Below are 25330 nucleotides of genomic sequence, written 5' to 3' on the forward strand. Positions count from 1 at the left end.
CGGCATTTCATCGTGAGCGAAATCGCTTACACGGCACTAATCGCAGACACTTTGCCTATCGCATGCTTCTATTCTTATTATTTGCCACATGGATTGCATTAATTGCTAGAAAGAAAAAACGTTATTTTTTTTTCACAATCCGTGTGGCATCTTGCACAGTTCTATTTGCAGATACTGCACCAATCGCAGACACGGCACCCCTCGTGCTGTCACCCCGGCCTAAGGTCCCTGAGCTACGTCGAAGGGCCGGGGCCACCTTACACGGTTTCAATCGCATACACGGAACTGATTGCTTTCCCCTAACCACTGTTTACTAACCACTTCCAACAGCCTACTTCTAACAGCTTACTTCTTACTTGCACTTTCACTTCGTTCAAGTGCCAAATGCTGGTCTCGGTCATGTCCAAGCAAGCTTGGCCGCGACGCTCGACCTACGCATTTGTCTTACTGCCTACTTCCTACTGCCTACCTCCTATTGCTTACTTCTTACTTCCTACTTCCTACTTCCTACTATTAAATTTCTATCTTTAGGCGCGAAATTTATGAGGTAACTCCTATGGGTAATGAGGCAGAAAAGCCGAATATCATTACGTCCTCTCTTGACTTTTTGGTCAACTGGGGGCGCTCCAATTCCTTGTGGCCGTTCCCTTACGGTACGGCTTGTTGTGCAATTGAATTCATGAGTACGGAAGTGGGTCGTTACGACCTTTCACGTATCGGTTCTGAATACGTGCGTTTTACGCCGCGTCAGTCCGATGTGCTGCTTGTTGCGGGTACGATTACTTACAAGCAGGCCCCGATTTTAAAGCGCATCTACGAACAGATGGCTGAACCTCGCTGGGTCATTGCCATGGGTGCTTGCGCTAGCTCTGGCGGTTTCTATGACTGCTACTGCACGGTGCCCGGTATCGACCATATTATCCCAGTGGATGTATATATCGGCGGTTGTCCTCCGCGCCCGGAAGCGTTCTTCGATGCGATGTTTGACTTGCAGAAAAAAGTCAAGGACGAATCCTTCATGAAGCAGCGTGCCGAGAGCGTCAAGGAACAGCTTGAGATGATCAAGGCCAAGACCGCCGAAGCCAAGCGTGAAGCTGCCGCTACTGTTCACGAAAAAGTTGTGGACATCAAGGACTTCATGAAAGAGAAAGAACAGAATCTTGTAAAGAAAGCCCAGTTCTGGAAGGAGTAGAAGAATGACTGTTGAAGAAATCTTCGCTGCCCTTGAAGAAAAGTTTGGGGCCAAGCGTGAACCGCAAGACAAGTGGGGCGTGACGGCTGTCGTTTCCTCCGCTTATCTGCACAACGCGATCCAGTTCCTCAAGGATGAATCCGGCATCAAGTTCGATATGCTCGTGGATATTGCCGGTATCGACTACTTGACTTACCCGAACCACGAAGGTCCGCGCTTTGCGGTCGCTTATGCCTTCAAGAGCATGAAAAACCCGGGGGCCCGCATCCGTCTGAAGGTGCTGGTTTCCGAAGATGACCTCAAGGTGCCGACGATTAGCGACCTTTATGCGAACGCGAACTGGTACGAACGCGAAGTCTTTGACCAGTTCGGTATTGTGTTCCAAGGCCACCCGGACCTCCGCCGCCTGTTGAACCACGTTGAATTTGTCGGCCATCCGCTCCGCAAGGATTACCCTGCCCAGAAGCGCCAGTGGCTTTCGACGAACGACTTTATGCTTCCGGTGCTGGAAAAGCGCCTCGAAGAGCTTGGCTACAAGGTTATCCAGCGCTCTAAGGAAGTGGAAACGAACGACAATGAATTTTTGGAAGGGAGTATCAAGGAATGATCGTATTAGATCCGAATGGCGAAAAGCTGAATTTGATGCCCTTGAACGTTGGGCCTAGCCACCCGGCGACTCATGGTTGCTTGCGTTTCTTGGCGGCCATGGATGGCGAAACCATCGTGGCTTCTGTCGAAGAAATCGGCTACCTCCACCGCGGGTTCGAAAAGATGGTGGAACGCGGTACATGGCAGCAAGTTGTTCCTTATACGGACCGCCTCAACTACTGCTCTGCTATCATGAACAACATTGCGTTCTGCCGTGCAGTTGAAAACATGTTTGGTGCTGAAATCACGGAACGCTGCAAGGTTCTTCGCGTGATTGTGAACGAACTTAGCCGTATCAACGACCACTTTGTGTGCGTCGCTGCTGCGTTCCAGGACTTGGGCGGTACGACTCCGTTCATGTACGCCTTCAACCCGCGTGAAGAAATCATGTGCATCTGGGAAAAGCTCACGGGTGCTCGTCTTACGAACAGCTTTGCTCGCATTGGCGGCCTTTCTCGCGATAGTTACGAAGGTTTTGAACAAGATGTTCTCGCTGCCCTCAATTCTACCGAAAAGGCTTTGAAGGATTTGCATGCTTGCTTAGACCGCAACCGCATCTTCCTTGACCGTACGGTGGGTATCGGCAAGATTTCTGCCGAAAAGGCTATCAGCTACGGCTGGACCGGCCCGTGCCTCCGCGCCTCTGGTGTCGCTGCTGACCTCCGCAAGGATGAACCGTATTACGATTATGAAACCTACGACTGGGAAGTCGTGGTCGGCACTCAGGGCGACTGCAACGACCGTCTGCAGGTTCGTTTGGCTGAAATTGAAGAATCCGTGAAGATTGTGCGCCAGGCTCTCAAACGCCTCGCTCCGGGTCCGGTCGATATCGTCGATCCACGTATCCGCGTGCCCGCGCACAAGCTTGCATACCAGGACATGGAAGGCCTTATCGGTCGCTTCAAGAGCGTCTATGAAGGCATCCGCGTTCCGGAAGGCGAATACTACTGCGGGAGCGAATGCGCTAACGGTGAACTTGGCTTCACGATTATTTCTGACGGCTCTGGCCATCCGTACCGCATCAAGGTGCGTCCGCCTTGCCTCACGCAGTTTGCTGCATTCCATGAACTCGTCGAAGGCGGTCTTTTGGCTGACTCCATGGCCGTGCTTTCGGGTCTCAACATTATTGCTGGAGAACTTGACCGATGAGAGAACATATTACTGGCGCTGTCCAATTTGTCTCGAACAATCATTTGAAGTTCGACCGTCCGGCGCAGCCGATTGATGCTTTGCCGGATCCGGGCCAGAAGTTTGGCTATGTGAACAAGCCTGTGCCGCAGCCGCCTACGGCTGAAGTGCTCGCTAAGCTCAATACGCCTGAAATCAAGGAACGCTGCGCTGATTTGCTCAGCCGCTATCCGGTGGGTCAGGCCGCACTCCTCGAAGTGCTTTGGCTTGTGCAGGGCGTGTTTGGCTGGGTGCCGCGTGAAGGTATCCGCTGGGCTGCTAACGTCTGCGGTTGCGCTCCGGCTCATGCTCTTGGCGTTGCTACGTTCTACACAATGTACAACCACGCTCCGAAGGGCAAGTTCCTGTTGCAGTTCTGCCGTAACATCAGCTGCACCATCAAGGGCGCTCCGAGTTTAATCGCTTATGTGGAACATGCTTTGAACATCAAGACGGGCGAAACGACTCCGGATGGTCTCTTTACGATCCTCCAGGTGGAATGCCTCGGTTCTTGCGGCAACGGCCCGATGATGCTCGTGAATGACGACTTTGCAACGGATGCCGATGGCGACGTGCTCACGATGAAGCCGGGTACAAAGCTTACGACCGACAGCATCGACCGCATCCTTAAGTGGTGCTATGCTCATGAAAACAACATCCCGAAGCACGATGTGCTCGGCGGTACGGTGAAGGGTCACTGTGGTCATCCGGGTGCTCCGGGCGCTATTGCAAAGCCGCAGGTGGCAGACTACGCTCCGCCTTCTCCGGTTTTGAATGTCAAGTCCGAAGCTGACGAAACGGGCGCTACCCTTACTTGGAAGGGCGCTCCGGAATTCACGAAGATTGTCGTCGAAAAGAAGAACGGCAATAGCTGGGTCGCTGTGGGCGAGCCGGGCGTGAAGGACAAGGCTTTTGTGGATCCGAACGGAAAGGTCGGCGACGAATACCGTATGATTGCGACCTCCGGTGAACGTGTTGCTAAACCCTCGGCTGTTGCTGTGACAAAGCAGAAGCCCGCACCGGAACAAAAGGCGGTTTAATTATGGCTGAATGTGTAAAAGTTTGTACGCAGAACTTTGGCAAGGGCGCCCAGGACATCGAAGTCTATAAGAAGTTGGGCGGCTATGCGAACATTTCGGAACGTTTGTTCAACATGAGCCAGTTCGAGCTCATCGATTACGTGCAACGTTCTAATCTCCGCGGTCGTGGTGGTGCAGGCTTCCCGACGGGCATGAAGTGGAGCTTTGTGCCGCGTGGTACGGGCAAGCCGGTTTACATTGTCGTAAACGCTGACGAAGGTGAAGGCGGTACCTTTAAGGACCACTTCCTCATGCTCGAAGATCCGCACCGCTTGATCGAAGGCCTTATCATTGCTGCTTGGGCACTTGGCTCTCGCGCGGCCTACATCTACTGCCGTGGCGAATTCCTCCCGTGCATCGAAGCCTTGAACAAGGCTTTGAACCAGGCTTATGCTGCTGGCTATCTCGGCGAAAACATTTGCGGCACGAAGTTCAGCTTTGATATCTTTGTGCATCGCGGTGCTGGCGCCTACATTTGCGGTGAAGAAACTGCTCTTATCAACTCTCTCGAAGGCCAGAAGGGTCAGCCGCGCCTGAAGCCGCCGTTCCCGGCTGTTTGCGGTGCTTGGAAGTCCCCGACTTGCGTGAACAACGTCGAAACGATTATGTCGCTTCCGTGGATCTTGCAGCACGACCCGAGCGAATACGCCAAGATGGGTACGCCGCGCGCCGGCGGTACGAAGGTGTTCTGCATTTCCGGTGACGTGAAGAATCCGGGTGTGTACGAAGCTCCTCTCGGCACTCCGATGATGACGATGATCAACGATTATGCCGGTGGCGTTGTGGGTGGCAAGCTCAAGGCGGTGCTCCCGGGCGGTTCCTCTTGCGCTCCGCTTACCGCAGAAGAAGCTGCTGTCGCCACGATGGACTATGAATGCCTCGCCTCGATGAAGACGATGTTCGGTTCTGGCGCTATGATCGTGATTAACGATACGCACAACATGGTGGACCTTTTGAATTGCCTCGGCAACTTCTACAGCCACGAATCTTGCGGCCAGTGCACGCCGTGCCGTGAAGGTACAGGCCTCTTGCACCGCATCTTGAACCAGATGGTGGCCGGCAACGGTCACGATGGCGATGTGGAACTCATGCAGAGCCTTTCTAGCGGATTTGGTGGCGTGACGATATGCCCGCTCTCCATTTCTTTGGGTGGCCCGGTCTCGAGCTACACAGCAAAGTTCCGTGCGGACTTTGACGAATATATCGCTAAGAACCCCGAACACGCAAAACCGCGTATTCAAGAAACAAGTCGTCCTGGAATTTTCTGGTAATAATATGAGTAACTACTACAATATGCCGAAACTCCCGACCGAAGCAAGCCCGAAGGTGGAAATCTTCGTGGATGACAAGGCCGTGATGGTTCCTGGCGATACCAACCTCCTCGAAGCCTTGAAGGCTGTCGGGATTGAAACTCCTCACGTATGTTATCATCCGTATTTGCCGGTGTCGGGTAACTGCCGTCAGTGCCTGGTAGAGCAGGAAGGCCCGCGTGGTCGCATGCTCGTGATTTCGTGCTATACTCCTGTGACTCCGGGTATGAAGATTTATACGCCGGCATCTAGCGCCCGCGTCAAAAACGCCCGCAAGGCCACACAGGAATTCATGCTGGTGAACCACCCGCTCGATTGCCCGATTTGCGACAAGGCCGGTGAATGCACCTTGCAGGAAAACTACATGGAAGCAGGCCAGAACGAAGGCCGCCTCCGTCCGGAATACGGCAAGAATTACCACGGCAATCCGGAACATCAGTTCATTGATGCGAAGGGGCAGCTTCGTGGCGGTAAGCATGTCGATATCGGTCCGCGCATTTTGCTCGACGAAGAACGTTGCGTGCAGTGCGACCGTTGCGTACGTTTTATGCGTAGCATCGCGAAGGACGAACAGCTCCAGCTTGCTGGCCGTGCCGACCACACTTACATTACGACTTTCCCGGGCGAAAAGCTCGACCACGAATACGACCTCTGTGTGACGGACGTATGCCCGACGGGCGCCATGACGGCAAAGTACTTCCGCTTCCAGAAGCGCGTTTGGCTTTTGAGCCACACGCCGACGATTTCGATGGACGATTCTCTCGGTGCAAACATCTGGCTTGACCACGCCGATGGCCGCATCTATCGCGTGATGCCGCGTTGCAACCCGGAAGTGAACCGCAGTTGGCTCTCCAATACGAGCCGTCTCGCGTTCCAGCAGTTCGACAAGAACCGTTTGCCATCAATCGACGCTTCCGCTATCCAGATTAGCGGTGGCAAGGTCGCTCTCGTTGCAGGTGGCGCTTGCACGAACGAAGACCTCGCAGCGCTCAAGATGCTCAAGGACGCTCTCGGTGACCGCGCTGAACTCTTCGGTGGTTCCCTCCTCAAGGTGGGTGCACCGGACGGTATTGCAAAGAGTGGTGACCCGGTGGCAAACCGCGCTGGCATGCAGCTCATGGGCTTTGCTGACGTTGCAGAACTTCTCAAGCGTGTAGGCGAATTCAGCAACCTCATCACGGTGAACGCTGACCTCTACGGCGAAGACGCTGCCGCAGCCAAGGCACTCGACAAGATTTCGAACCGCATTGCTCTTTCCGCTTTCGATGACGCAACCGCCAAGAAGGCTAAGGTCGCTTTCGGTATCCGCCACTGGAGCGAAGTCCAGGGCACGATGGTCAACAGCCTCAACATCTTGCAGAAGCTCTCTGCTGCTCCGACTTGCCCGGACGAAAAGCTTGCCCCGGCTTATGAAGTGATTTCCGCTTTGGCTGGTAACAAGTTCAATTCGGCTTGCGAAGCTTTCAAGAAGGCTCGTGAATACGTGCCGGCTTTCGCCGACATTACCTATGATGCCATCAAGAGCACAGGAAAGCTCCTGGGAGGTAACGCATAATGGATATTATTGAATCCAAAACCTGGATTGAATGGGCAATCACGATTGCGAAGTTCGCATTCTGCTTCGTGCCTGTCCTTTACATCCTCCTTTTAATCCCGATGGAACGTCGTGGCGCTGGCTTTATGCAAGACCGCCAGGGCCCGAACCGCTCCTACATCAAGATTCCGTACTTCGGAAAGATCCGTTTGCTCGGTTACGTGCAGAACATGTGCGACGGTACGAAGCTATTCTTCAAGGAAATGTTTGCTCCGGCTGGCGTGAACAAGTTCCTTTACTATGTGGCTCCGGCAATTCCGTTCGCCATCGTGTTCCTCTCCCCGTGTGTGATTCCGTGGTTTGGACCGATGATTTTCGAATGGGGCGATGAAACAGTGCGCATTGCAGGTTCCATCATCGATTCCGATGTGGGCGTGCTCTTGCTCTTCGGTTTCTCTTCCATCTCAGCTTACGGTGCCATGCTTGCGGGTTGGGCTTCCAAGTCCAAGTATAGCTTCCTGGGCGCTCTCCGTACAAGCTCCATGACGATCAGCTACGAAGTCTGCCTCGGTCTTTCGCTGATGGGCATCTTGCTCCTCGCCGGTTCCTTCAACCTCACGGATATCGTGCAGTGGCAGGAACATCACGTGTGGGGCATCGTCGCTCAGCCGGTCGCTTTCTTCTGCTTCCTCATCGCAAGCATTGCTGAAACGGGTCGTGCTCCGTTCGACGTCGCTGAAGGTGAACCTGAACTCGTCGCCGGTTACCATACGGAATATGGCGCTATGCAATTCGGCCTCTTCTACATGGGCGAATACTCGCACATCTGCATTAACAGCTTCCTCATTGCGACGCTGTTCCTCGGCGGTTATGCAGTTCCGTTCGTAACTACAGAAACGATGCAGGAACACATGGGTGGCTCTCTTGCCATTCTCTGCGGCGTGCTCGCTTTCATCGCTCTCGCTTTCCTCCACATGATTTACCGCTATTCCCGCAAGCTCAAGGCGACCAAGCTTACGCACCGCTTTGAAATCCTTCAGGAATACAAGCTTTACAAGATTGTGGCCTGGGTGGCAACGGCTGCTTTCATCGTTCTCGGTGTTTGCGCTTGGTTCTTCTTCAATCCTGAAACCCTCGTCGTGAACGGCATGGCTGTGGGCAGCTTTGCAACGGCTGTCGGTACGGCACTCATCCACTTGCTCGTGCTTGTGGCTAAGAGCCTCATCTTCTGCTGGGTCTGGATTTGGGTCCGCTGGACGCTCCCGCGCTTCCGCTATGACCACGTGATGCACCTCGGCTGGAAGATTATCTTGAATATCGCCCTCATCAACCTCGTGGTGACTGCGGTCATTGCAAAACTTTTAGGGGGTAACTAATGCGCGTTATTAAGCAAAAACCGATGACCGTCATCGAACGCCTTTACATCTTCGAGGCGATTCGCGGTCTGTGGACAACCCTTAAGCATGCGGCTCGCGGCTTGTTCCGTTACGAAGAACTCCCGACGATTTCTTACCCGGAAGGCAAACCCGAAGTCCGCAACACCTACCGTGCCAAGCACCGCTTGATGCTTCGCCCGGACGGTACGCCCCGTTGCGTCGCCTGCGGCATGTGTGCTGCGGCTTGCCCTGCCCACTGCATCTTCATCGAAGCAACGCAGAGCGATGACCCGCGTATCGAAAAGCGCGTGATGCGTTTTGACATCGACCATTTGACTTGCGTGTTCTGCGGCCTTTGCGCCGAAGCTTGCCCGGTCGATGCCCTCCGCATGGATACGAAGGAAATCATTTTCGAACACCGCTCCCGCGAAGATTTCGTGGCTCACCTTTACGATCTCACCAACTGGGATCCGAAGGATTACCCGAATGACGAACAGAGCCAAATGGCTCCGGGCGGTACAAAGAATGCCGAGGCCCGCAAGGTCTGGGGCATGGAGGTCAAATAATGCTTGCATTGATTTATTTCATTGTCCTCGCAGTAATCGCAGTCGGCAGTGCCGTTTGCGTGCTCCTCTCTAGGCACCCGCTTTACGGCGCCCTCTCGCTGGTCGCTTCGATGGTGTCGCTTGCCGGTATCTACGGCCTTCTCGGAAGCCCATTCCTCGGTGTGGTGCAGATCATGGTCTATGCCGGTGCCATCATGATGCTCCTTACGTTCGTGATCATGGTCTTGAATGGCGCTCGCGACTCCCACACGCCGATGTTTGACAAGGTTTCGCTCTTCGTGATTCCTGCCGTCATCGTGCTTGCCGGTCTCGTGGGCTTTGCTCTTGTCCGCGCTCCGATTGCATTCGATGCAGCGACGGTTCGCGGTTCTGTGGCCATCACTTCCAAGACTCTTTTTGATGTAGCTCAGAGCGGCCCTGGTTACTTCGTGCTTTTCGAAGTCCTCGGCGTTCTTCTGCTTTCTGCCATGGGTGCCGCAGTGCTTCTCGCCAAGAAGCGCCTGGGTTCCGTGGATTCCGAAAAAACGGAGGATAAACACTAATGGAACTCCAAGCTATATATGTTCAGATTCTGGCCTTGGTCATTTTCGCCATCGGCCTTATCGTCGCGGTTTCCCGCCGCAATGTGTTCTTTGTGCTGATGGGCGTTGAACTTGCCCTGAATGCCGTGAACCTCTCGTTCGTAGGCTTTTCAAAGACTCTGCCTGCGGATGCAAGCATTGTGGGCCAGGTGGTTCCGCTGTTCACCATCGCAGTCGCCGCTGCTGAAGCTTGCGTCGGCCTTGCCATGGTCATCCTCATTTTCCGCAACCGTGAAAGCGTCGATGCCGACACGTATTCTAACATGAAGGGGTAATAAGCAATGATTTCTCTTAGTTTAATACCTCTCTTCCCGCTGTTGGGATGCATTATTCTCGGTGCGATTGCCGTTATTTCTTCGGGCAGCAAGAAGGGGCCTGCCGAGGGCCTTGTCGGTGCGCTCGCAGTACTTTTCCCGGCACTTTCCTTTGCTGGCGTCTCTCTCCTTGCGCTTCATATGCCGGAAGGTGGCATTCGCGAAACGCTCTGCACGTGGATTGACATTCCGATGTTCCGTGCAGAAATCGGATTCCTGTTCGATGGTCTTTCCCGCATCATGCTCCTGTTCGTGACGGGCATCGGTTCGCTGATTGCTCTCTACTCGATCGGTTACATGCATGGCGACCGCGGCTTTGCCCGTTACTTCGCCTACATCAACCTCTTCTTGTTCAGCATGATCGTGCTTGTGCTTTCGGACAACTTGCTCCTCACGTTCCTCGGTTGGGAAGGTGTCGGCCTCTGCTCTTACCTCCTCATCGGTTTCTGGAACAAGGACCTCAACAACTGCAAGGCTGCGAACAAGGCGTTCATCGTGAACCGCGTGGGCGATATCGGTTTTATTCTCGGTATGCTCTGCCTCGTGACAATGGGTGGCGCTGCTATCCTCAATTACGATGTTCTCGCGAACTTCATCAGCATGATCATCAATGGTAATCACGTTGAAATTGTTGTTCCGTTCCTTTCTGTGGCTGGCATCCTGTTCTTCATCGGCTGCACGGGTAAATCTGCCCAGATTCCGCTCCTCACGTGGCTCCCGGATGCCATGGCGGGTCCGACTCCGGTTTCTGCCTTGATCCATGCCGCAACGATGGTGACTTCTGGCGTTTATTTGCTCGCCCGTCTCGGTAGCATGTTCGCCATCCTCCCGGTGGTGCTCGACATCATCGTGATTGTCGGTATGCTTACTGCTTTCTGGGCTGCTGTCGCTGGGCTTTTCCAGAACGACATCAAGAAAGTGCTTGCTTATTCGACCATCAGCCAACTCGGCTACATGTTCATGGCTTCGGGCGTTTGCGCCTTTGATGCTTCTATCTTCCACGTGTTCACGCACGCCTTCTTCAAGGCGGCTCTCTTCCTCGGTGCCGGTGCCGTGATTCACGCTCTCGCCGGTGAACAGGACATGCGCAAGATGGGTGGCCTCCTCAAGAAAACTCCGGTGACCGCCTGCGTCATGATTTTCGCATTCCTCGCGATTGTCGGTTTCCCGGGCTTTGCCGGTTTCTGGTCCAAGGACTTGATTCTCGAACGCTTGTTTACGAACTGCTCGATGGCAATTCCGGGCTTCACGCTTTTTGGTGCTGAAGTTCCGACGATTCCGCTGAACGGTGTCGTTTATGCGGTGGGTCTTGCGACTGCAGTGATTACGGCTGTTTATATGGGCCGTCTCATCATCCTCACGTTCTTCGGTAGCTATCGCGGTTCCAAGGAAAGTGAAGAACATATCCACGAAGCTCCGGCTGTCATGCTCATTCCGATGGTGATTCTCGCTTTCGGTGCTGTGTTTGCCGGTTACCTCTGGGCCGATTCCATCGGTATCAAGTTCTTTGCCGAAACGCTTGCTCCGGTCGTCGGTGCCGCTCAGGCTTACAACGCTCCTGTTGTGACCGCCCACTTGAACCCGGTTGTCTTTGCTGTGCTTGGTACGCTTGCTGCACTGGCCGGTATGTACATCGCTTACAAGATTTATGCCAATGCCCGCATCCCGGCTGCCAAGGGGTCTTCTGCTCCTGAAGGTGGCAAGGCAACGTGGACGTTCCTGTTCGATTCCATTCACAAGTATGTGGGAATTATCCCGGTCAACGTGCTTGCATGGATTTGCGATGTGGTTGTCGATAAGATTCTCGCGGCGGCCCAGTGGACGATTGGTGCAATCGCTACGATTCTTGGCGACGGAGCCGCTTCGTTCCAAGTGCGTAAGGTCCGTGTCCAGGTCGCTCTTAGCATTTTGGGCTTGGTTGTTCTTATGGCAATTGTTCTTTTGACTGGAGGTACTCTCTAATGCTGTTACATCTCCTCGTCCTCGCTCCGTTCGTTGCCGCCATTCTCATGGTGATGACATCCAAGGAAGATTCCAAGTCTTCTTCCCGCTTGGCGATTTTGATGGGTATTGTCTTTGCGGCAATGTCTGTCGCTCTTATTGCTGGCGGAAACGTTGCAACGAAAGCTATTGAATGGTTCCAAATCCCTGGTTGCAAGGGACCTGTTTTCTACTACTTGTATAGTCATGGACTTGCCTCTTGGATGGTGTTCCTTTCTTGTGGCTTGTCTCTTGTGGCGTTGATTTCTGCACGTGGGCTCACTTGTAGGAGCTACCGCAACTTCGCTATCGGCATCTTCTCGTTGATGGGCGCCATGAACGGTACCTTCCTTGCGGCTGATGCGGTACTCTTCTTCTTCTTCTTCGAAGCGATGGTCATCCCCGCTGCGGTGTTGATTGCTGGTTTCGGTGGCAAGGACAGAATGAAGGCCGCGATGACGTTTGCGATTTATACATTGGTCGGTTCTGCCCCGATGATGGTCGCTTTGTGGTATCTCCTCACGGTTGCTGACAATTCCATGCTGTATTCGCTTGCGATTGCGGTCCAGAGCCTTCCGGAGAGTACGCAAACAACGGTTCTCGTTTGCTTCCTCTTGGCGTTCCTTGTGAAAACTCCGATTTTCCCGTTCCACGGTTGGCAGGCGATTTCTTATGCCGAAGCTCCGGCTCCGCTCTCTGCAATCCTCACGGGTGCAATGAGCAAGGCGGGCGTGTTTGGCTTTATCGTCTGGGTGCTCCCGATTTTCCCGCTTTCGTTGAGCGCAAGTTCTTGCATGATGTGGCTTGGCCTCTTTACGGCGGTCTATGGAGCACTCATGGCTCTCCGCGCAACGGATGGCAAGAAACTCCTCGCTTTCAGCTCGATGGGCCATTTGGGCCTCGCTGTAGCGGGTGTCTTTAGCGGTTCCGAAGTGATGTTCCCGGCGGTGCTTGTGTTGCTCGTCGCTCATGGTATTTCCGCTGGTGCCCAGTTCTTCTTGATGGGCATTGCAGAACGTATGACGGGCACTCGTGAACTCGACCAGCTTGGCGGTCTTTCTTCCAAGAATCCGGTGTTCTCGACGCTCTTTGGCTTTGCCGGTGTCATGGCTCTCGCAGTCCCTGGTACGGCAGGCTTCGTCGGTGAATTCTCCGTGCTCCTCTCTCTGTGGGATATGGGGCCGCTCCCGGCTCTCGTCGCAGGCTTCACGCTGATTCTCTCCGCGGCTTACATGCTCCGCTTTATCCAGAAGGTCATCTTCGGTAAGCAAGCCCGCGAATACGAAGAAGGAACGCGTACGATGCCGCTCGAAGGTTTCTCGATTGGCGTAATGCTTTCTCTCCTCCTTGTTTTCGGTTTCCATCCGGCTTTCGTGACGGATTCGTTGAACCAGGCCGAGGAAGTTGATGATCCGGCTACGGCTCAGGTGTTGCAAGATGCTTCGATCAATCAGGGGAATGCTCCGATGACCGAAGAGGAAATTCACCAGTTGGATTCAACTCTTGCGGCTGCCGGCTTCAAGGACGACGAACGCGCTTCGATCATCGCTCAGATGAAGGGTGAAAATGCTTCCGAGGCGAATGTCGCGAACTCTGAAAATACTGTGAAGGAGGCTTCCGATGCTCAGTAATCTTCTTTATCTCTTGCCGGTTATCTGTATTGTGTTGGGCGGTATGGTCGCTCTTGCTGCCGAACCGTTCTTGGACAACGAAAACAAGCATAAGGTACTTCCGTGGATTTCTGCGTTCTTCATCGCTTTGGGTGTTGCTACGTTGTACTACGCCAAGACGGAAACGCTTTTGAACCTCTATGCAATGGATCCCATCCGTCGCGTGCTCTGCATGGCGATTCTCTTGTGTGCGTTGCTTGGCGTTGCTGGCTTGCAGTGGACGCTTAGCCGCGAAAAGTTCAAGGGTGGCGAAGCTTATGGCCTTATGATGCTTGCGACAAGCGGCGCAATGCTTATGACGCAGGCGATTGACTTTGTCGCTCTCTTCGTTGCCATGGAACTCACAAGTTTCCCGATTTACGCTCTCGTGGGCATTCGCCGCAAGGATGTCAATGCTAACGAAGGCGTGTTCAAGTACTTTGTCTCGGGTGCCATTTTCAGCGCGATTTTCCTCTATGGTGTTTCGCTGATTTACGGTGCAACAGGTTCTACGCACTTCTGCGGAAATCTGCTCGATGGCCGTAGAGTCATTTACGATTTGGGAACGCTCCTTGTGATCGTGGGCCTGTTCTTCAAGGCGGGTGCTGCTCCGATGCATTTCTGGGTGGCCGATGTCTATACGGGCGCCTCTGTCGCTGTGACAGGCTTTATGGCCGCTGTCGTAAAGGTCGGCGCTCTTGCCGCTCTCGGTACGGTCTGGTTGGGCGTTCTCGTGACTCGCTCCGGTGCCGAAGCCGTGTGGAACCTCGCTGAGAAAGTAACGATTATGAACCCGTCTTTCCCGCTGTTCTACGTGATTATCGTGGTTGCAATCCTTTCCATGGCGATTGGTGCGTTTAGTGGCCTTGCCCAAAAGTCCGTGCGTCGCATCTTGGCATTCTCCGCCGTGATGAACGCTGGCTTTATTGTGATTGGTCTCTTGCTCCCGAATTACTACGACAATGGCGAAATCCAGATGGGCCCGATGTTCTACTTCCTCGTCACGTATGCGATTGCATCGGCAGGCGCTTTGACGGGTGTCGCTTACATGTCCGGTAAGGATGATTGCAAGGAAAAACTCGAAGACCTCCAGGGTGCTGGCCGCCGTCGCCCGTTCGTGGCACTTGGCGTTGCCGTGTGCTTGGCTTCGCTCGCCGGCCTCCCGCCGGTTGCAGGTTTCCTCGCGAAGTTCACGCTGTTCACCGAAGCGTTCAATGCTGGCCTTGGCTGGCTTGCCATTGTTGGCTTTGGCCTTTCGCTCGTGGCTGCGGTTTACTACCTCCGTATTGCTTACGTGCTGTTCGCTCCGAAGAAGGAAGACGGCGAATCGAAGTGCTGCTGCGGTGAAGGTCATTGCTGTGGCAAGTTCGAAGCGACCTACGTCTATCTGCTCCGCTTTGCCGTGGCTGCTGCCGCTATCGCGCTCCTCGTGATTAGCGTCTATCCGTCATTGGCATTGATTGGATAAGATAGGTTGTAGGTGTTAGGTTTTAGGGATTAGGATAAGTCCCGCCTTACAATGTCATCCCGGTCACAGGTCACTGAGCCTGTCGAAGTGCCGGGATCGGTATTTCAAAAAACGTCTCGGCTGAATTTAGCCGGGATGTTTTTTATTGTTAATGCTTTTCCAATTATCTTTGAATTTTATTTGTTTATCCTTGGTGAATGAGCCTTATCGGAACAGTGGAATCGATAAGGTTGTGTGATGAAAAATGAATTTATATTTGAATTAATGAAATTTTCAAAAATTTTTAATTCCTTATGCTTCTTGCTTATGCCCTTCTTTTTTGTTGGATGTGGCGGGGTGCAAGTACATAGAGGTCGCTTTGAAGCTATGGCTCCTGACGCATATGTTGGTCCCGCGTTTGCTGTAAAAAATGATTCCAATGTACGGAAAGTCAATGTTTCTCTTCGAATCCCCAATAACAAGCATGTGCATTTGAATGGTATCGAAAATGATGCTGTTGAGGGATATGAATACTCTTTTGGGCCATCCGAAGCAGATGTTTATTATGACTTAAAGATGTTTCCTGTGTCTGCATCTTTTGATTATTTTACTAAAAAAAGATTTATGCTTGGTGGTATTGGTTTTGGGTTTAATCCATATCCGTATTTTCGTTTGACTGGAGGTGTAAATTCATCTTATTTTGAAATGGGTGCGTTTTCGTCACTTGGGCTAGCTATAGTTTCGTATTCCGTTTATGCTTCTTATATAGATGATCAAGGAAATTTGGCTGGCGCAGGAACAAGTACAAAAGGTGTTATAGATTGCGATGGTTGCATAGATGTTAGGTTTAATGGTAATTTTGGACTTTATGTAAATGTATTTCCTTTTAGGAATTTTACTTTATCTTATTCCTTATCTGCGTTTAAACCATGGTTATTTAATGATTTGGAAGGTTACCCGTTGGCTTTTGCTTTTCCCTTTATTTTTTCTCATTATTTTGGAGTAGGTTATACATTTGCACGTCATTATCAATTTTCTTTAGGAGCGAATATACATTGGGGCAATAATTTTAGTGAAAAGGTTTGGAATTTAGAAAGCAAATTTTCTTTTCTGTTTTAGTTGCTTAGGTGAGTTTTTTGTATTTTGTTCTTGAAAAGGAACAGAAAATGATTTGTCCGAAGTGCGGTGAAAAGTTCAATTATTACGAGCCTTGCTGTCCGTGGTGCAGGGCTCCGAAAGTTGTTGATGAACAGAAACCGGCTGAAGATAATTCTCCCAAAGAGGAGTCTCGCGAAAAAGAGAACGACAGCGACGTGATTGATCCTTCGCAAAGTTTGGGTTTTTCTATCTTTGTTTTGGTGTTTTATGTGGGGACTTTGTTCTTTGGACTTTTTGGATTAACATTCTTGATTTTCGTTCTTGCTGTCATTTTTCCATGCGGTTGATTGTACTTTTTTTATTTGTAATGATGCTTTCGGGCTGCGCTTATGTCGCCCCGACATTGGCTATTGGCGCATCTGTACCGATATTTTATGCTAGTGGTAAGGCTATATACCATGAAAATAAAAAGGAAACTCAAGATTCAATAAAGCAGGCCGTAGCGGATTCTTTGAACGAGGTATATCCTACGGTGTCGCCAGATTCACTTCCGGCAATGGTTGAAACCGCAATCGAAGAGAAAAAAGAGGCGTCAAGGAAAGCAAGACTCGAACGTCTTGCGGGAGTCTTTCTTGGTCTAGCAGGTGCTGTTGCTGTGGTGTTATTGTTTGTTTTGCCGTTCAGGGCGAGTCCCGGATTGGGGGATTGAATTTCTAGAACACGATGCGTGCGTCTAGAGAAATTGCCCAATCAGGTTCGTTTGAAGACGCTGGCAGAATAAACACTGCGTCGATGCCGAAATGTTTGCCAAAATCACAGTTCATACCGACAGGAACCTGAAGTTCGTGTGATTTGTCATCGCTTACTCCTTTTATGGCTACACCTGTAAGGAAATGCATTCTGTTTCCGCCAAAATAAAAGATGATCGGTAAATACATATAATTTTCATCATTGAACGAAACCCATCTTAGATCAGTGGTCATGTAAATCCGGTTCTCGCCGCCGAAACGGAATTTTAAACCTAGACCTGCTGTGATATACCCTCCGTGCAAGAAAAAGGCCACTCTCCGCCAATGCGTTGTTTCTGCTGGATTTGACGAAGGCGATTTCTCGGTTGCATTATTCTTTATCGCATTAGGATTTTCTATCGTGTTCGGAGTTGCGTTCGGAATCGAGGCGTTGTTAGGAGTTGGGGTTGCATTAGTAGTGGGAGTCGTGCTAGCCACGTCTCTTTTGATGTTGCGGAAAAATTCGGGCGACTTCTGTATGATGTGCGTGAGCAAGGTGCTCTGGTTGGGACCTAGAACGTTGAAACTGGCGATGAGCTTGTTCCCTGCGGTTTCGTAGAGTTCTGCCGAAAGCGTCAGCGAGCCGTTGAAACTGCTGACGCGTGCTTGGCAGATGTAGTCGGCTGCAATGTTTTTGCCGGTTTCGGCAAGGCAGGTTCCTTCGCAATCTTCGATGGATTTTCCCGGCGGAAGCATTGCCGTTATGTTTTCGCGGGTCATGATGGTATAGTTTTGCGATGCGGGGAGTTCTTTTACGGCTTGCTCGCGCAGTACGTTTGTAAGGTATTGGCGATCGGCGAGTGAAACTTTGTCTTTTACAAGCGGGTCTGCAACAGTTTCAAGGACGGCGACGAATGCCGCTTGCGATGATGCGGCAAGCGCTAGCAAAAAACAAATGCTAATCTTAAGGAAACTCATGCTAAAAAAATAACTTATAAAAACAAAAAGTCGTAAATGTATTTCAATAAAAAAATGCCCCGACGCTAGGGCCGGGACTGAGGAATTTTTTAGTAAGAATGGTTGCTCTTCTAGAACACGATGCGGAAATCCAACGTGAGCGACATCGCATTCCCTGTAAAAATCAAGGCATCGATACCGAAATGTCTGCCTATATCGCAGTTTAAGCCCATGGTAAATTGAGCTTCATCCGCATTTTCGGCACTTGTCGTTGCCATTACTGAGAAACCTGAGATGAAATGCACATGATTACCGCCTAAATAGATGAGCATCGGAATATGCAAAAACCAATCGTTTTTGAAGGATAGCCACCTTGTATCTGCGGTGATGTAAATCCCATTTTGGCGGCTCAAGCGGAGCTTTAAACCAAGACCTGCGTCGAGAATGCCTGCGTGTATAAAGAATCTTGCTCTCGGCCACGGCTTTTCTTCTTTGGGTGTGCTTGGTTTTGCTGTTGGCGCATAATACTCGTAACCTGCGCTAGGGGCTACGTTTCGCGTTGGGGGTGGATTCTGCGTCGTAGCTGTCGTAAACGTGGATACTTCGTTGTTGGATTTGCTTGGCTGTGGCGCCGCTGTAGTTGCATTCTTTCCCACGTCTTTCTTGACATTGCGGAAAAAATCGGGCGATTTCTGTATGATGAGCGTGAGCAAGGTGCTCAGGTTGGGGCCTAGCCCGTTAAAGCTCGCGATGAGCTTGTTCCCTGCGGTTTCGTAAAGTTCCGCTGAAAGCGTCAGCGATCCGTTGAAACTACTGACACGAGCCTGGCAGATGTAGTCGGCGGCAATGTTTTTTCCGGTCTCGACGATACAGCTCCCTTCGCAGTCTTCGATGGATTTGTCCGGCGGAAGCATTGCAGTTATGTTTTCGCGGGTCATGATGGTGTAGTTTTGCGATGCGGGGAGTTCCTTTACGGCTTGTTCGCGCAATACGTTTGTGAGGTACTGGCGGTCGGTTAGCGAAACCTTGTTCTTTACACCGGGGTCTGCAGCGGTTTCAAGGACGGCTACGTGTACCGCTTGCGACGTTGCAATAAGGGATAGTAAAAGTAAAAGGGTGATTTTAAAATTTTTCATGCAAAAAAAATAACTTATTATTTAAATTTTCGTTAAAATAAAAAAGGATTTGTTATGGAAAAAATATACCGTTCTGGAATTGGTTTTGATGTTCACAAGCTTGTGGAAGGTCGCAAGTGTATTATCGGTGGTGTGGATATCCCGTACGAAAAGGGACTTTTGGGCCACAGCGATGCAGATGTTCTGTTGCATGCGATTAGCGATGCTTTGCTCGGGGCGGCAGGCCTTGGTGACATCGGTACGTATTTCCCGGATACGGATCCGGCATTCAAGGGTGCAGACAGCTTGGAACTCTTGCGCAAGGTCGGCGAGGAAGTCCGGAGGGCTGGCTTTGAAATTGTGAACATCGACAGCATCGTGATGTGTGAACGCCCGAAGGTGAACCCGCACAAGGAACAAATGAAGGCGAACATCGCCCGCGTGCTCGGCCTCGACGTGAAGCAGATTGGCATCAAGGGAACGACGACTGAAAAGCTCGGTTTTACGGGTCGCGGCGAAGGCATTGCAAGCCAAGCTATTGCCATGGTGCGCAGCTGTGAGCCTTGAGCGCGCTTCGCTCCGGGCAATGGGCGCGCTTCGCATTGTCACCCCGGCCTTGTGCCGGGGCCGGCTTACACGGTTCTAATCGCAGACACGGCACCAATCGCATTTCACTGCCTACTTCCTACAGCCAAAACTTCCATCGTCCTACTAATTTGTTGTTCCCGGTTCAACATGACCGGGAATTTCTTTTCTTATTTGCATGGATTTTACTTTGATTTTTCTATATTTTACCACGACTTTACAAAACAATTCACTGCCATGAGCCCGGACTAGCTGAAAGGCAGCGACGATGATTCGGTAGTGACGTAAAAGAGGAAAACGCTATATGGCCTGGATGGCTCTAAAAATGTTGGGATGTTTGGCGCTGCTCATGTTCGGCATGAAGTCGATGAGTGAGGCGCTGCAAAAGATGGCAGGGCCGCAGCTTCGACATGTGCTCGGCACCATGACTACAAATCGTTTTACAGGTATGCTTACCGGCATGTTTGTTACAGCCTCTGTACAGAGTTCGACCGCCACCACGTTGATGACGGTCTCTTTTGTTAATGCGGGGCTTTTGACGCTCTTGCAGGCGATTTCGATTATCCTTGGCGCACACATCGGTACGACGGTCACCGCGTGGATTATGAGCCTCGGGTTCTCGTTCAACATCGCGAACTTCGTCTATCCGGCGTTCTTCATCGGTATCATACTTGTTTATATGAACAAGAAGCGAGTCTTGGGCGAGTTCCTGTTCGGTGTCGGTTTCCTTTTCCTTGGGCTTACGACGCTCAAGGAGACGGGCTTTAGCGTGGTGCAGGACCCGGCGGCAAACGCTTCGATTAGCGCCTTCTTCGCTCGCTTCAACGACCCGAATTTCTTCAATTCGCTGTTCTTCCTCGTGATGGGTACAGTGCTTACGTTGTGTGTGCAGTCTTCTGCGGCCATCATGGCTATCACGATGATTCTCTGCTCCACCGGCGTTTTGCACATCGACCAGGGCATCATGCTCGTGCTTGGCGAAAACATCGGTACGACGATTACGGCGAACATCGTGGCGCTCTCCGCCAATACGCAGGCCCGCCGTGCGGCGCTTGCTCACTTTACGATTAACGTAATAGGCGTTATCTGGGTGGTGATTGTGCTCAAGTGGTTCCTCGCTGCTATTTGCCACGTGGTCGGTTTTGACCTCGGCATTCGCCCGGGCGATGAAGGCTATGCTGGTAACCTCGCGAAAATTTCCGTGGTGCTTGCGACGTTCCACTCGGCTTTCAACGTGTCGAACACGTTTATCCAGATTTGGTTCATCAAGTACATCGAAAAGTTCGTGTGCCGCGTGATTAAGCCCAAGAACTCCGAAGAAGAAGAAGAGTCCCGTTTGCATTTCATCAGCTCGGGCCTCATGGGGACTCCTGAACTTTCGCTTCTCGAAGCGCGCAAGGAAATAAGCCTGTTCGCGACTCGCACTCACAAGATGTTCAACTTCGTGCCTAATTTGCTTGAAATGAAGGAAGAGAACGACTTTGTGAAACTGTTTGCCCGCATTGAGAAGTACGAAGGCATTAGCGACAACATGGAAATCGAAATTGCAAATTACTTGAATAAAGTAAGCGAAGGCCGTTTGAGCCCCGAAAGCAAGACGACTATCCAGGCGATGCTCCGAGAAATTTCCGAGATTGAGAGCATTGGCGATTCATGCTATAACATGGCCCGCGCCATCAACCGCAAGTTCCGCAGCAAGGAAGACTTTACGGAGGACCAGTATGCGCATATCAAGCATATTATGGGGCTGTGCGAAAAGGCTCTAGTGCACATGATTGCTGTGCTTGACGATTCGCAGCAGGTGGATGCGAACCGCACGCTGAACCTGGAGAACGAAATCAACGACTATCGCAAGCTCCTGAAAGAGAAGAACATCGTGGATATCGAAAACCAGAAGTACAGCTACCAGATGGGCGTGCATTACATGGACGTGGTGAACGACTGCGAAAAACTGGGCGACTATGTGGTGAATGTGGTCGAAGCCCATGCGAACAGGAGATTTCCGGTGTAAAATGCTGAAAAAGTGCAAGTCTTTTGAGGCTTTGCGTTAGATGCCCCGGTCATTGAGCTGGGGCTTTGTCTTATGTTTTTGTAAAATCTGTGTAAAGTGTAAATAAAACCTTTGCGAAGTCTTTGTTTTAGGCATTGAAATAATTAGAGGGTCTTTTTATTTTAATGTTGCGTAAATTCGTAAATTTTAAACATGATTTACATCGTAGAAGACAATTCCGAAATCCGCGAAATGGAAACCTATGCGCTCAAGAGCAGCGGTTTCGAAGTCAACGCTTTCGATTGCGGGAAAAGCCTGGATGAAGCGGTTAAGTCTTGCGTGCCGGATTTGTTCATTCTCGATATCATGTTGCCGGGCGAAGATGGCCTTAGCATTTTAAGGCGTCTTCGCGCACAGGAAATTACCAAAAACGTTGCCGTCATCATGCTTACGGCCAAAGGTTCCGAGTTAGATAAAGTCAAAGGGCTCGACTCGGGAGCGGATGACTATATTGCGAAACCTTTCGGCATTTTGGAATTTATCTCTCGCGTCAAGGCGTTGCTCCGTCGTTCGGGCCGATTGAATACCGATGCCGAAGAGCAGAAAACGTTATCTCTCGGGGGAGTATTTCTCGATGAAGCGAAGCACACCGTTACCGTTGGTGGCGACCATGTGGAGCTGACCTACAAGGAATACGAACTTTTGAAACTTTTCTTGTCGCATCCGGGGCTTGTCTATTCTAGGCAACAGATTCTGGAAAAAATATGGGGCATTGATTTTAAAATGGATACGCGGACTGTCGATATGCATGTCAAAACGCTCCGGCAGAAATTGGGTGAGCAGGGCTCCATCATCCAGACGGTTCGCAATGTCGGGTACAAGGCTCAATGAAAGACCGTTTACGATACAGCTTGATTTACATGGGCGTGATTGCCGCTTTGTTTGCTGTATTTTTTACGGTGCGTGTTTTCGAAGGTGAAATGACCGACCAGCTCAAGAGTCAGCTGCGAGAGAACTTACGGCTGATTGAAGTTGCCTATACTAACGAAGCCCTTGGAGACGAACCCCAGAAATTATCCCGGTATGCAAGCAAGGACCTCCGCATTACGCTCATTGACCCGAAAGGTGGAATTCTCTACGACAGCGACGCCGAAGCGGTCAAGATGGAAAACCACAACGACCGCGAAGAGGTCATAGACGCTTTTGAGAAAGGCGTCGGCGAAGACCTCCGTTATTCTTCAACCTTGCAAGCGAAGGTGTTCTACTTTGCCAAACGGCTGGGGGATGGTAAGGTGTTGCGCCTTGGAATGCGCCAGGCGAATCTGCAGCAGGTCTTTTCTAAGACCATCCCGTATCTTATCGTCTTGCTGGCGGCTATTGTCACTGCGTCGATTCTGATTGCGATTGGACTAAGTCGAGCCTTCATCAGCCCGCTCCAAAAGTTGGTTGATCAGTTGGGAACGCCCGAATGGATGAGCATAGAGAACGTCTATAAGGAAATCGCGCCTCTCGTCAACACCATCCGCAAGCAGGACCTCGAACTGCAATTGACGATTGAACAGCTCTCGAACGAGAAACAGAAAATTTCGCATCTGAAAAATGAATTTACGGCCAATGCCTCGCACGAACTGAAAACACCGCTGACGTCCATTTCAGGCTATGCGGAACTTATTGAAAGTGGCTTGGCGAAGCCCGAAGATGTCAAGGTCTTTGCGGGGAAAATCCACAAGGAAGCGCTCCGCTTGCAATCCATTGCAAATGATATCATTACGCTTTCGAGGCTGGACAACCCGGAAGGCGAGCCGTTTGATTTAAGCGAAAAAGTCAACCTTTGGAACGTAGCGCATAGTTGCATCGAGGATCTCTGCCTGAACGCAAACAAAAAGTCCATCCAGCTTTCGCTGGACGGCGACACTTCCGCAGAAATCCTTGGAAACTCGAAACTGCTCTACGAGATGATTTTCAACTTAGTGGATAACGCTATCCGCTATACGGAACAGGGCGGCAAGGTGGTCGTGCTCGTGAAGCCGAATGCCGTTGTCGTGAAGGATACCGGAATTGGAATTCCGGAGGAATGCCAGTCCCGCGTCTTTGAACGGTTCTATCGTGTCGATAAGAGCCGATCCAAGGAAACCGGAGGAACGGGACTCGGGCTTGCAATCGTGAAACACATCGCAGAAGTCCTCCATGCGGCAGTTCACCTGAATTCGACCGTCGGTTTCGGCACCGAAATCAGGATTGATTTTTCACCCTTTTTAAATACGAATAAGGTTCTATGATTCTTGCAGTTTTAAAAATGATCGGTTGCCTCGCTCTTCTCATGTTCGGCATGAAGATGATGAGTGAAGGCTTGCAGAAACTCACTGGCGGACACCTCCGCGCAGTCCTTGGCACCATGACCAAACACCGTGTGGGCGGGCTTTTGACGGGTACGTTCGTTACCGCTGCCGTGCAGTCCTCGACGGCGACAACCGTGATGACGGTTAGCTTCGTGAATGCGGGGCTACTCACGCTCAAGCAGGCCATTCCTGTTATTATGGGCGCAAATATCGGTACGACTGCGACGGCATGGATCATGTCGATATTCGGTTTCCAGTTCAATATGAGCAGTTTTGTATGGCCGTTCTTCGCACTTGGGATCATTCTCACGTATGTCCGTAAAAACAGCGTGAAGAGCTTCGGTGAATTTGTCTTTGGTTTTGCGTTCATGTTCCTTGGACTAACGACGCTTCGCGAAAATGCCGTAGCGATGGACCTTGCGCATAACCAGTCGATTATCAACTTCTTTGCGACGACCGGCGGCTGGGGCATGCTCTCGACGCTCTTGTTCTTGCTCTTGGGCGGCATCCTTACGATGTGCGTACAGTCTTCGGCGGCAATCATGGCGATTACGCTTATCCTTTGTTCAAGCGGTGTTCTCCCGATATACCAGGGCATTGCGCTTGTGATGGGCGAAAATATCGGTACGACGGTGACTTCGAACCTGGCGGCGCTTTCGGCAAGTACGCAGGCGAGGCGCGCGGCTCTGGCGCACATGCTCTTCAACGTCTTTGGCGTGGTGTGGGTGCTTATAATTTTCCATCCGTTTGTGAACATGGTTTGCCATTTTGTGGGATTTGACCCGGCTTTTGTTCCCCAGACCGAAGACGAAATCGCCCGTGCGAGTGTGCGTGTGACATACGCCCTTTCTGGTTTCCATACGGCGTTCAACCTTTGCAACGTGCTGATTCTCATCTGGTTTATCAAGCCGATGGAAACGCTCATCTGCAAAATTATCAAAGAGAAGGAAGACGGTGAAGATTTCAGCATCAAGTTCATCAGTGGCGGCCTCATGAGCACTGCGGAGCTTTCGCTGTACGAAGCCCGCAAAGAAATTAACTTGTTTGCGGAACGCACGCTTAAAATGTTCCGTTTTGTTCCGGAGTTGCTCGAAATGAAGGACGAAGATGATTTTGTGAAGCTCTTTGCCCGCATTGAAAAGTACGAAGGCATCAGCGACAGCATGGAAATTGAAATCGCCAATTATTTGAACAAAGTATCGGAAGGACGTTTGAGTCCTGAAAGTAAAAGGAACATCCAGTCGATGCTCCGGGAAATTTCTGAAATCGAAAGCATCGGCGACGCCTGCTATAACATGGCACGAGCCATCAACCGCAAGTTCCGCAGCAAGGAAGACTTCATCGAAGAGCAGTACAAGCACATCAAGCATATCATGCAGCTTTGTGACAAAGCTTTGACGCACATGATAGGCGTGCTCAACGATGATCCGCAGATTAATGTGAAAAGTACATTAAACTTCGAATATGAAATCAACGATTACCGCAAGCTGCTCAAGGAAAAGAATGTCGCGGATATTGAATCGCAGAAGTACAGCTACCAGATGGGCGTGCATTACATGGATGTGGTCAACGATTGCGAAAAGCTCGGTGACTACATCGTGAATGTCGTCGAAGCCCACGTGAACAGAAGACTTTCTTCTGTGTAGTTTTTGCTAGCAGCTCAATTTACGAATTC

Annotated in this window: 23 protein-coding genes; 21 read left to right on the forward strand and 2 right to left on the reverse strand. The window is 51.2% G+C overall.

The window, feature by feature from the left end; translation table 11 throughout:
- Nucleotides 1-556: 556 nt before the first annotated feature.
- From nuoB to IKG78_RS15850, 16 genes are all read left to right on the forward strand, one after another.
- Nucleotides 557-1192, forward strand: coding sequence for an NADH-quinone oxidoreductase subunit NuoB (gene nuoB, locus IKG78_RS15775; protein WP_290945224.1), 636 nt, complete (start codon nucleotides 557-559; stop codon nucleotides 1190-1192).
- Between the two features lie 4 nt (nucleotides 1193-1196).
- Complete coding sequence (locus IKG78_RS15780; RefSeq protein WP_290945227.1) at nucleotides 1197-1799, forward strand: NADH-quinone oxidoreductase subunit C; 603 nt, start codon at nucleotides 1197-1199, stop codon at nucleotides 1797-1799.
- Nucleotides 1796-2989 (forward strand): NADH-quinone oxidoreductase subunit D, encoded by a 1194-nt coding sequence (locus tag IKG78_RS15785; protein ID WP_290945229.1) that lies wholly within the window; start codon nucleotides 1796-1798, stop codon nucleotides 2987-2989. The genes IKG78_RS15780 and IKG78_RS15785 overlap by 4 nt, the downstream gene beginning before the upstream one ends.
- On the forward strand, nucleotides 2986-4047 hold the full coding sequence (locus IKG78_RS15790) for an NAD(P)H-dependent oxidoreductase subunit E (RefSeq protein ID WP_290945231.1): 1062 nt from the start codon (nucleotides 2986-2988) through the stop codon (nucleotides 4045-4047). Before IKG78_RS15785 ends, IKG78_RS15790 begins: the two co-directional genes overlap by 4 nt.
- Nucleotides 4048-4049: 2 nt before the next feature.
- Nucleotides 4050-5357, forward strand: a complete 1308-nt coding sequence (gene nuoF / locus IKG78_RS15795) for an NADH-quinone oxidoreductase subunit NuoF (RefSeq protein WP_173473960.1) — start codon at nucleotides 4050-4052, stop codon at nucleotides 5355-5357.
- Nucleotides 5358-5361: 4 nt separating this feature from the next.
- Nucleotides 5362-6951, forward strand: a complete 1590-nt coding sequence (locus tag IKG78_RS15800) for a 2Fe-2S iron-sulfur cluster-binding protein (protein WP_290945233.1) — start codon at nucleotides 5362-5364, stop codon at nucleotides 6949-6951.
- A complete protein-coding gene (locus tag IKG78_RS15805; protein ID WP_290945235.1) occupies nucleotides 6951-8306 on the forward strand; it encodes a complex I subunit 1 family protein in 1356 nt (451 codons plus the stop codon). Before IKG78_RS15800 ends, IKG78_RS15805 begins: the two co-directional genes overlap by 1 nt.
- Nucleotides 8306-8872: an NADH-quinone oxidoreductase subunit I gene (locus IKG78_RS15810; RefSeq protein ID WP_290945237.1), complete on the forward strand. Its 567-nt coding sequence runs from the start codon at nucleotides 8306-8308 to the stop codon at nucleotides 8870-8872. Before IKG78_RS15805 ends, IKG78_RS15810 begins: the two co-directional genes overlap by 1 nt.
- Nucleotides 8872-9414, forward strand: a complete 543-nt coding sequence (locus IKG78_RS15815) for an NADH-quinone oxidoreductase subunit J (protein ID WP_290945239.1) — start codon at nucleotides 8872-8874, stop codon at nucleotides 9412-9414. The genes IKG78_RS15810 and IKG78_RS15815 overlap by 1 nt, the downstream gene beginning before the upstream one ends.
- Entirely contained in the window at nucleotides 9414-9728 is a 315-nt protein-coding gene (gene nuoK / locus IKG78_RS15820) for an NADH-quinone oxidoreductase subunit NuoK (protein WP_290945241.1), read from the forward strand. Before IKG78_RS15815 ends, nuoK begins: the two co-directional genes overlap by 1 nt.
- 6 nt (nucleotides 9729-9734) lie before the next feature.
- A complete protein-coding gene (gene nuoL / locus IKG78_RS15825; RefSeq protein WP_290945242.1) occupies nucleotides 9735-11729 on the forward strand; it encodes an NADH-quinone oxidoreductase subunit L in 1995 nt (664 codons plus the stop codon).
- A complete protein-coding gene (locus tag IKG78_RS15830) occupies nucleotides 11729-13378 on the forward strand; it encodes an NADH-quinone oxidoreductase subunit M (protein ID WP_290945244.1) in 1650 nt (549 codons plus the stop codon). Before nuoL ends, IKG78_RS15830 begins: the two co-directional genes overlap by 1 nt.
- Nucleotides 13368-14864 carry an NADH-quinone oxidoreductase subunit N gene (locus IKG78_RS15835; protein ID WP_290945246.1) on the forward strand — a complete coding sequence of 499 codons (1497 nt, stop codon included), beginning with the start codon at nucleotides 13368-13370 and terminating at the stop codon, nucleotides 14862-14864. Before IKG78_RS15830 ends, IKG78_RS15835 begins: the two co-directional genes overlap by 11 nt.
- A gap of 237 nt (nucleotides 14865-15101) precedes the next feature.
- On the forward strand, nucleotides 15102-15962 hold the full coding sequence (locus IKG78_RS15840; RefSeq protein WP_290945248.1) for a hypothetical protein: 861 nt from the start codon (nucleotides 15102-15104) through the stop codon (nucleotides 15960-15962).
- A gap of 47 nt (nucleotides 15963-16009) precedes the next feature.
- On the forward strand, nucleotides 16010-16288 hold the full coding sequence (locus IKG78_RS15845) for a hypothetical protein (RefSeq protein WP_290945250.1): 279 nt from the start codon (nucleotides 16010-16012) through the stop codon (nucleotides 16286-16288).
- 20 nt (nucleotides 16289-16308) lie between these two features.
- The gene (locus IKG78_RS15850; protein WP_290945252.1) at nucleotides 16309-16650 is read left to right on the forward strand and encodes a hypothetical protein; all 342 of its coding nucleotides are present in this window, start codon (nucleotides 16309-16311) and stop codon (nucleotides 16648-16650) included.
- 4 nt (nucleotides 16651-16654) lie between these two features.
- Here IKG78_RS15850 and IKG78_RS15855 read toward each other — a convergent pair whose 3' ends face one another.
- Nucleotides 16655-17647, reverse strand: a complete 993-nt coding sequence (locus tag IKG78_RS15855; protein WP_290945254.1) for a hypothetical protein — start codon at nucleotides 17645-17647, stop codon at nucleotides 16655-16657.
- 110 nt (nucleotides 17648-17757) lie between these two features.
- Entirely contained in the window at nucleotides 17758-18762 is a 1005-nt protein-coding gene (locus IKG78_RS15860) for a hypothetical protein (protein ID WP_290945256.1), read from the reverse strand.
- A gap of 54 nt (nucleotides 18763-18816) precedes the next feature.
- Here IKG78_RS15860 and ispF point away from each other — a divergent pair, with 54 nt between their 5' ends.
- The 5 genes from ispF (at nucleotide 18817) to IKG78_RS15885 (ending at nucleotide 25301) form a co-directional block, all read left to right on the forward strand.
- A complete protein-coding gene (ispF, locus tag IKG78_RS15865) occupies nucleotides 18817-19308 on the forward strand; it encodes a 2-C-methyl-D-erythritol 2,4-cyclodiphosphate synthase (protein ID WP_290945258.1) in 492 nt (163 codons plus the stop codon).
- 343 nt (nucleotides 19309-19651) lie between these two features.
- Nucleotides 19652-21337, forward strand: coding sequence for a Na/Pi cotransporter family protein (locus IKG78_RS15870; RefSeq protein ID WP_290945260.1), 1686 nt, complete (start codon nucleotides 19652-19654; stop codon nucleotides 21335-21337).
- A gap of 192 nt (nucleotides 21338-21529) precedes the next feature.
- Complete coding sequence (locus IKG78_RS15875) at nucleotides 21530-22207, forward strand: response regulator transcription factor (protein ID WP_290945262.1); 678 nt, start codon at nucleotides 21530-21532, stop codon at nucleotides 22205-22207.
- Nucleotides 22204-23595 (forward strand): ATP-binding protein, encoded by a 1392-nt coding sequence (locus IKG78_RS15880; RefSeq protein ID WP_290945264.1) that lies wholly within the window; start codon nucleotides 22204-22206, stop codon nucleotides 23593-23595. Before IKG78_RS15875 ends, IKG78_RS15880 begins: the two co-directional genes overlap by 4 nt.
- Nucleotides 23592-25301: a Na/Pi cotransporter family protein gene (locus IKG78_RS15885; protein ID WP_290945267.1), complete on the forward strand. Its 1710-nt coding sequence runs from the start codon at nucleotides 23592-23594 to the stop codon at nucleotides 25299-25301. Before IKG78_RS15880 ends, IKG78_RS15885 begins: the two co-directional genes overlap by 4 nt.
- Nucleotides 25302-25330: the final 29 nt, after the last annotated feature.

The sequence above is a fragment of the Fibrobacter sp. genome, assembly GCF_017545445.1.
In the GTDB taxonomy this organism is placed as follows: domain Bacteria; phylum Fibrobacterota; class Fibrobacteria; order Fibrobacterales; family Fibrobacteraceae; genus Fibrobacter.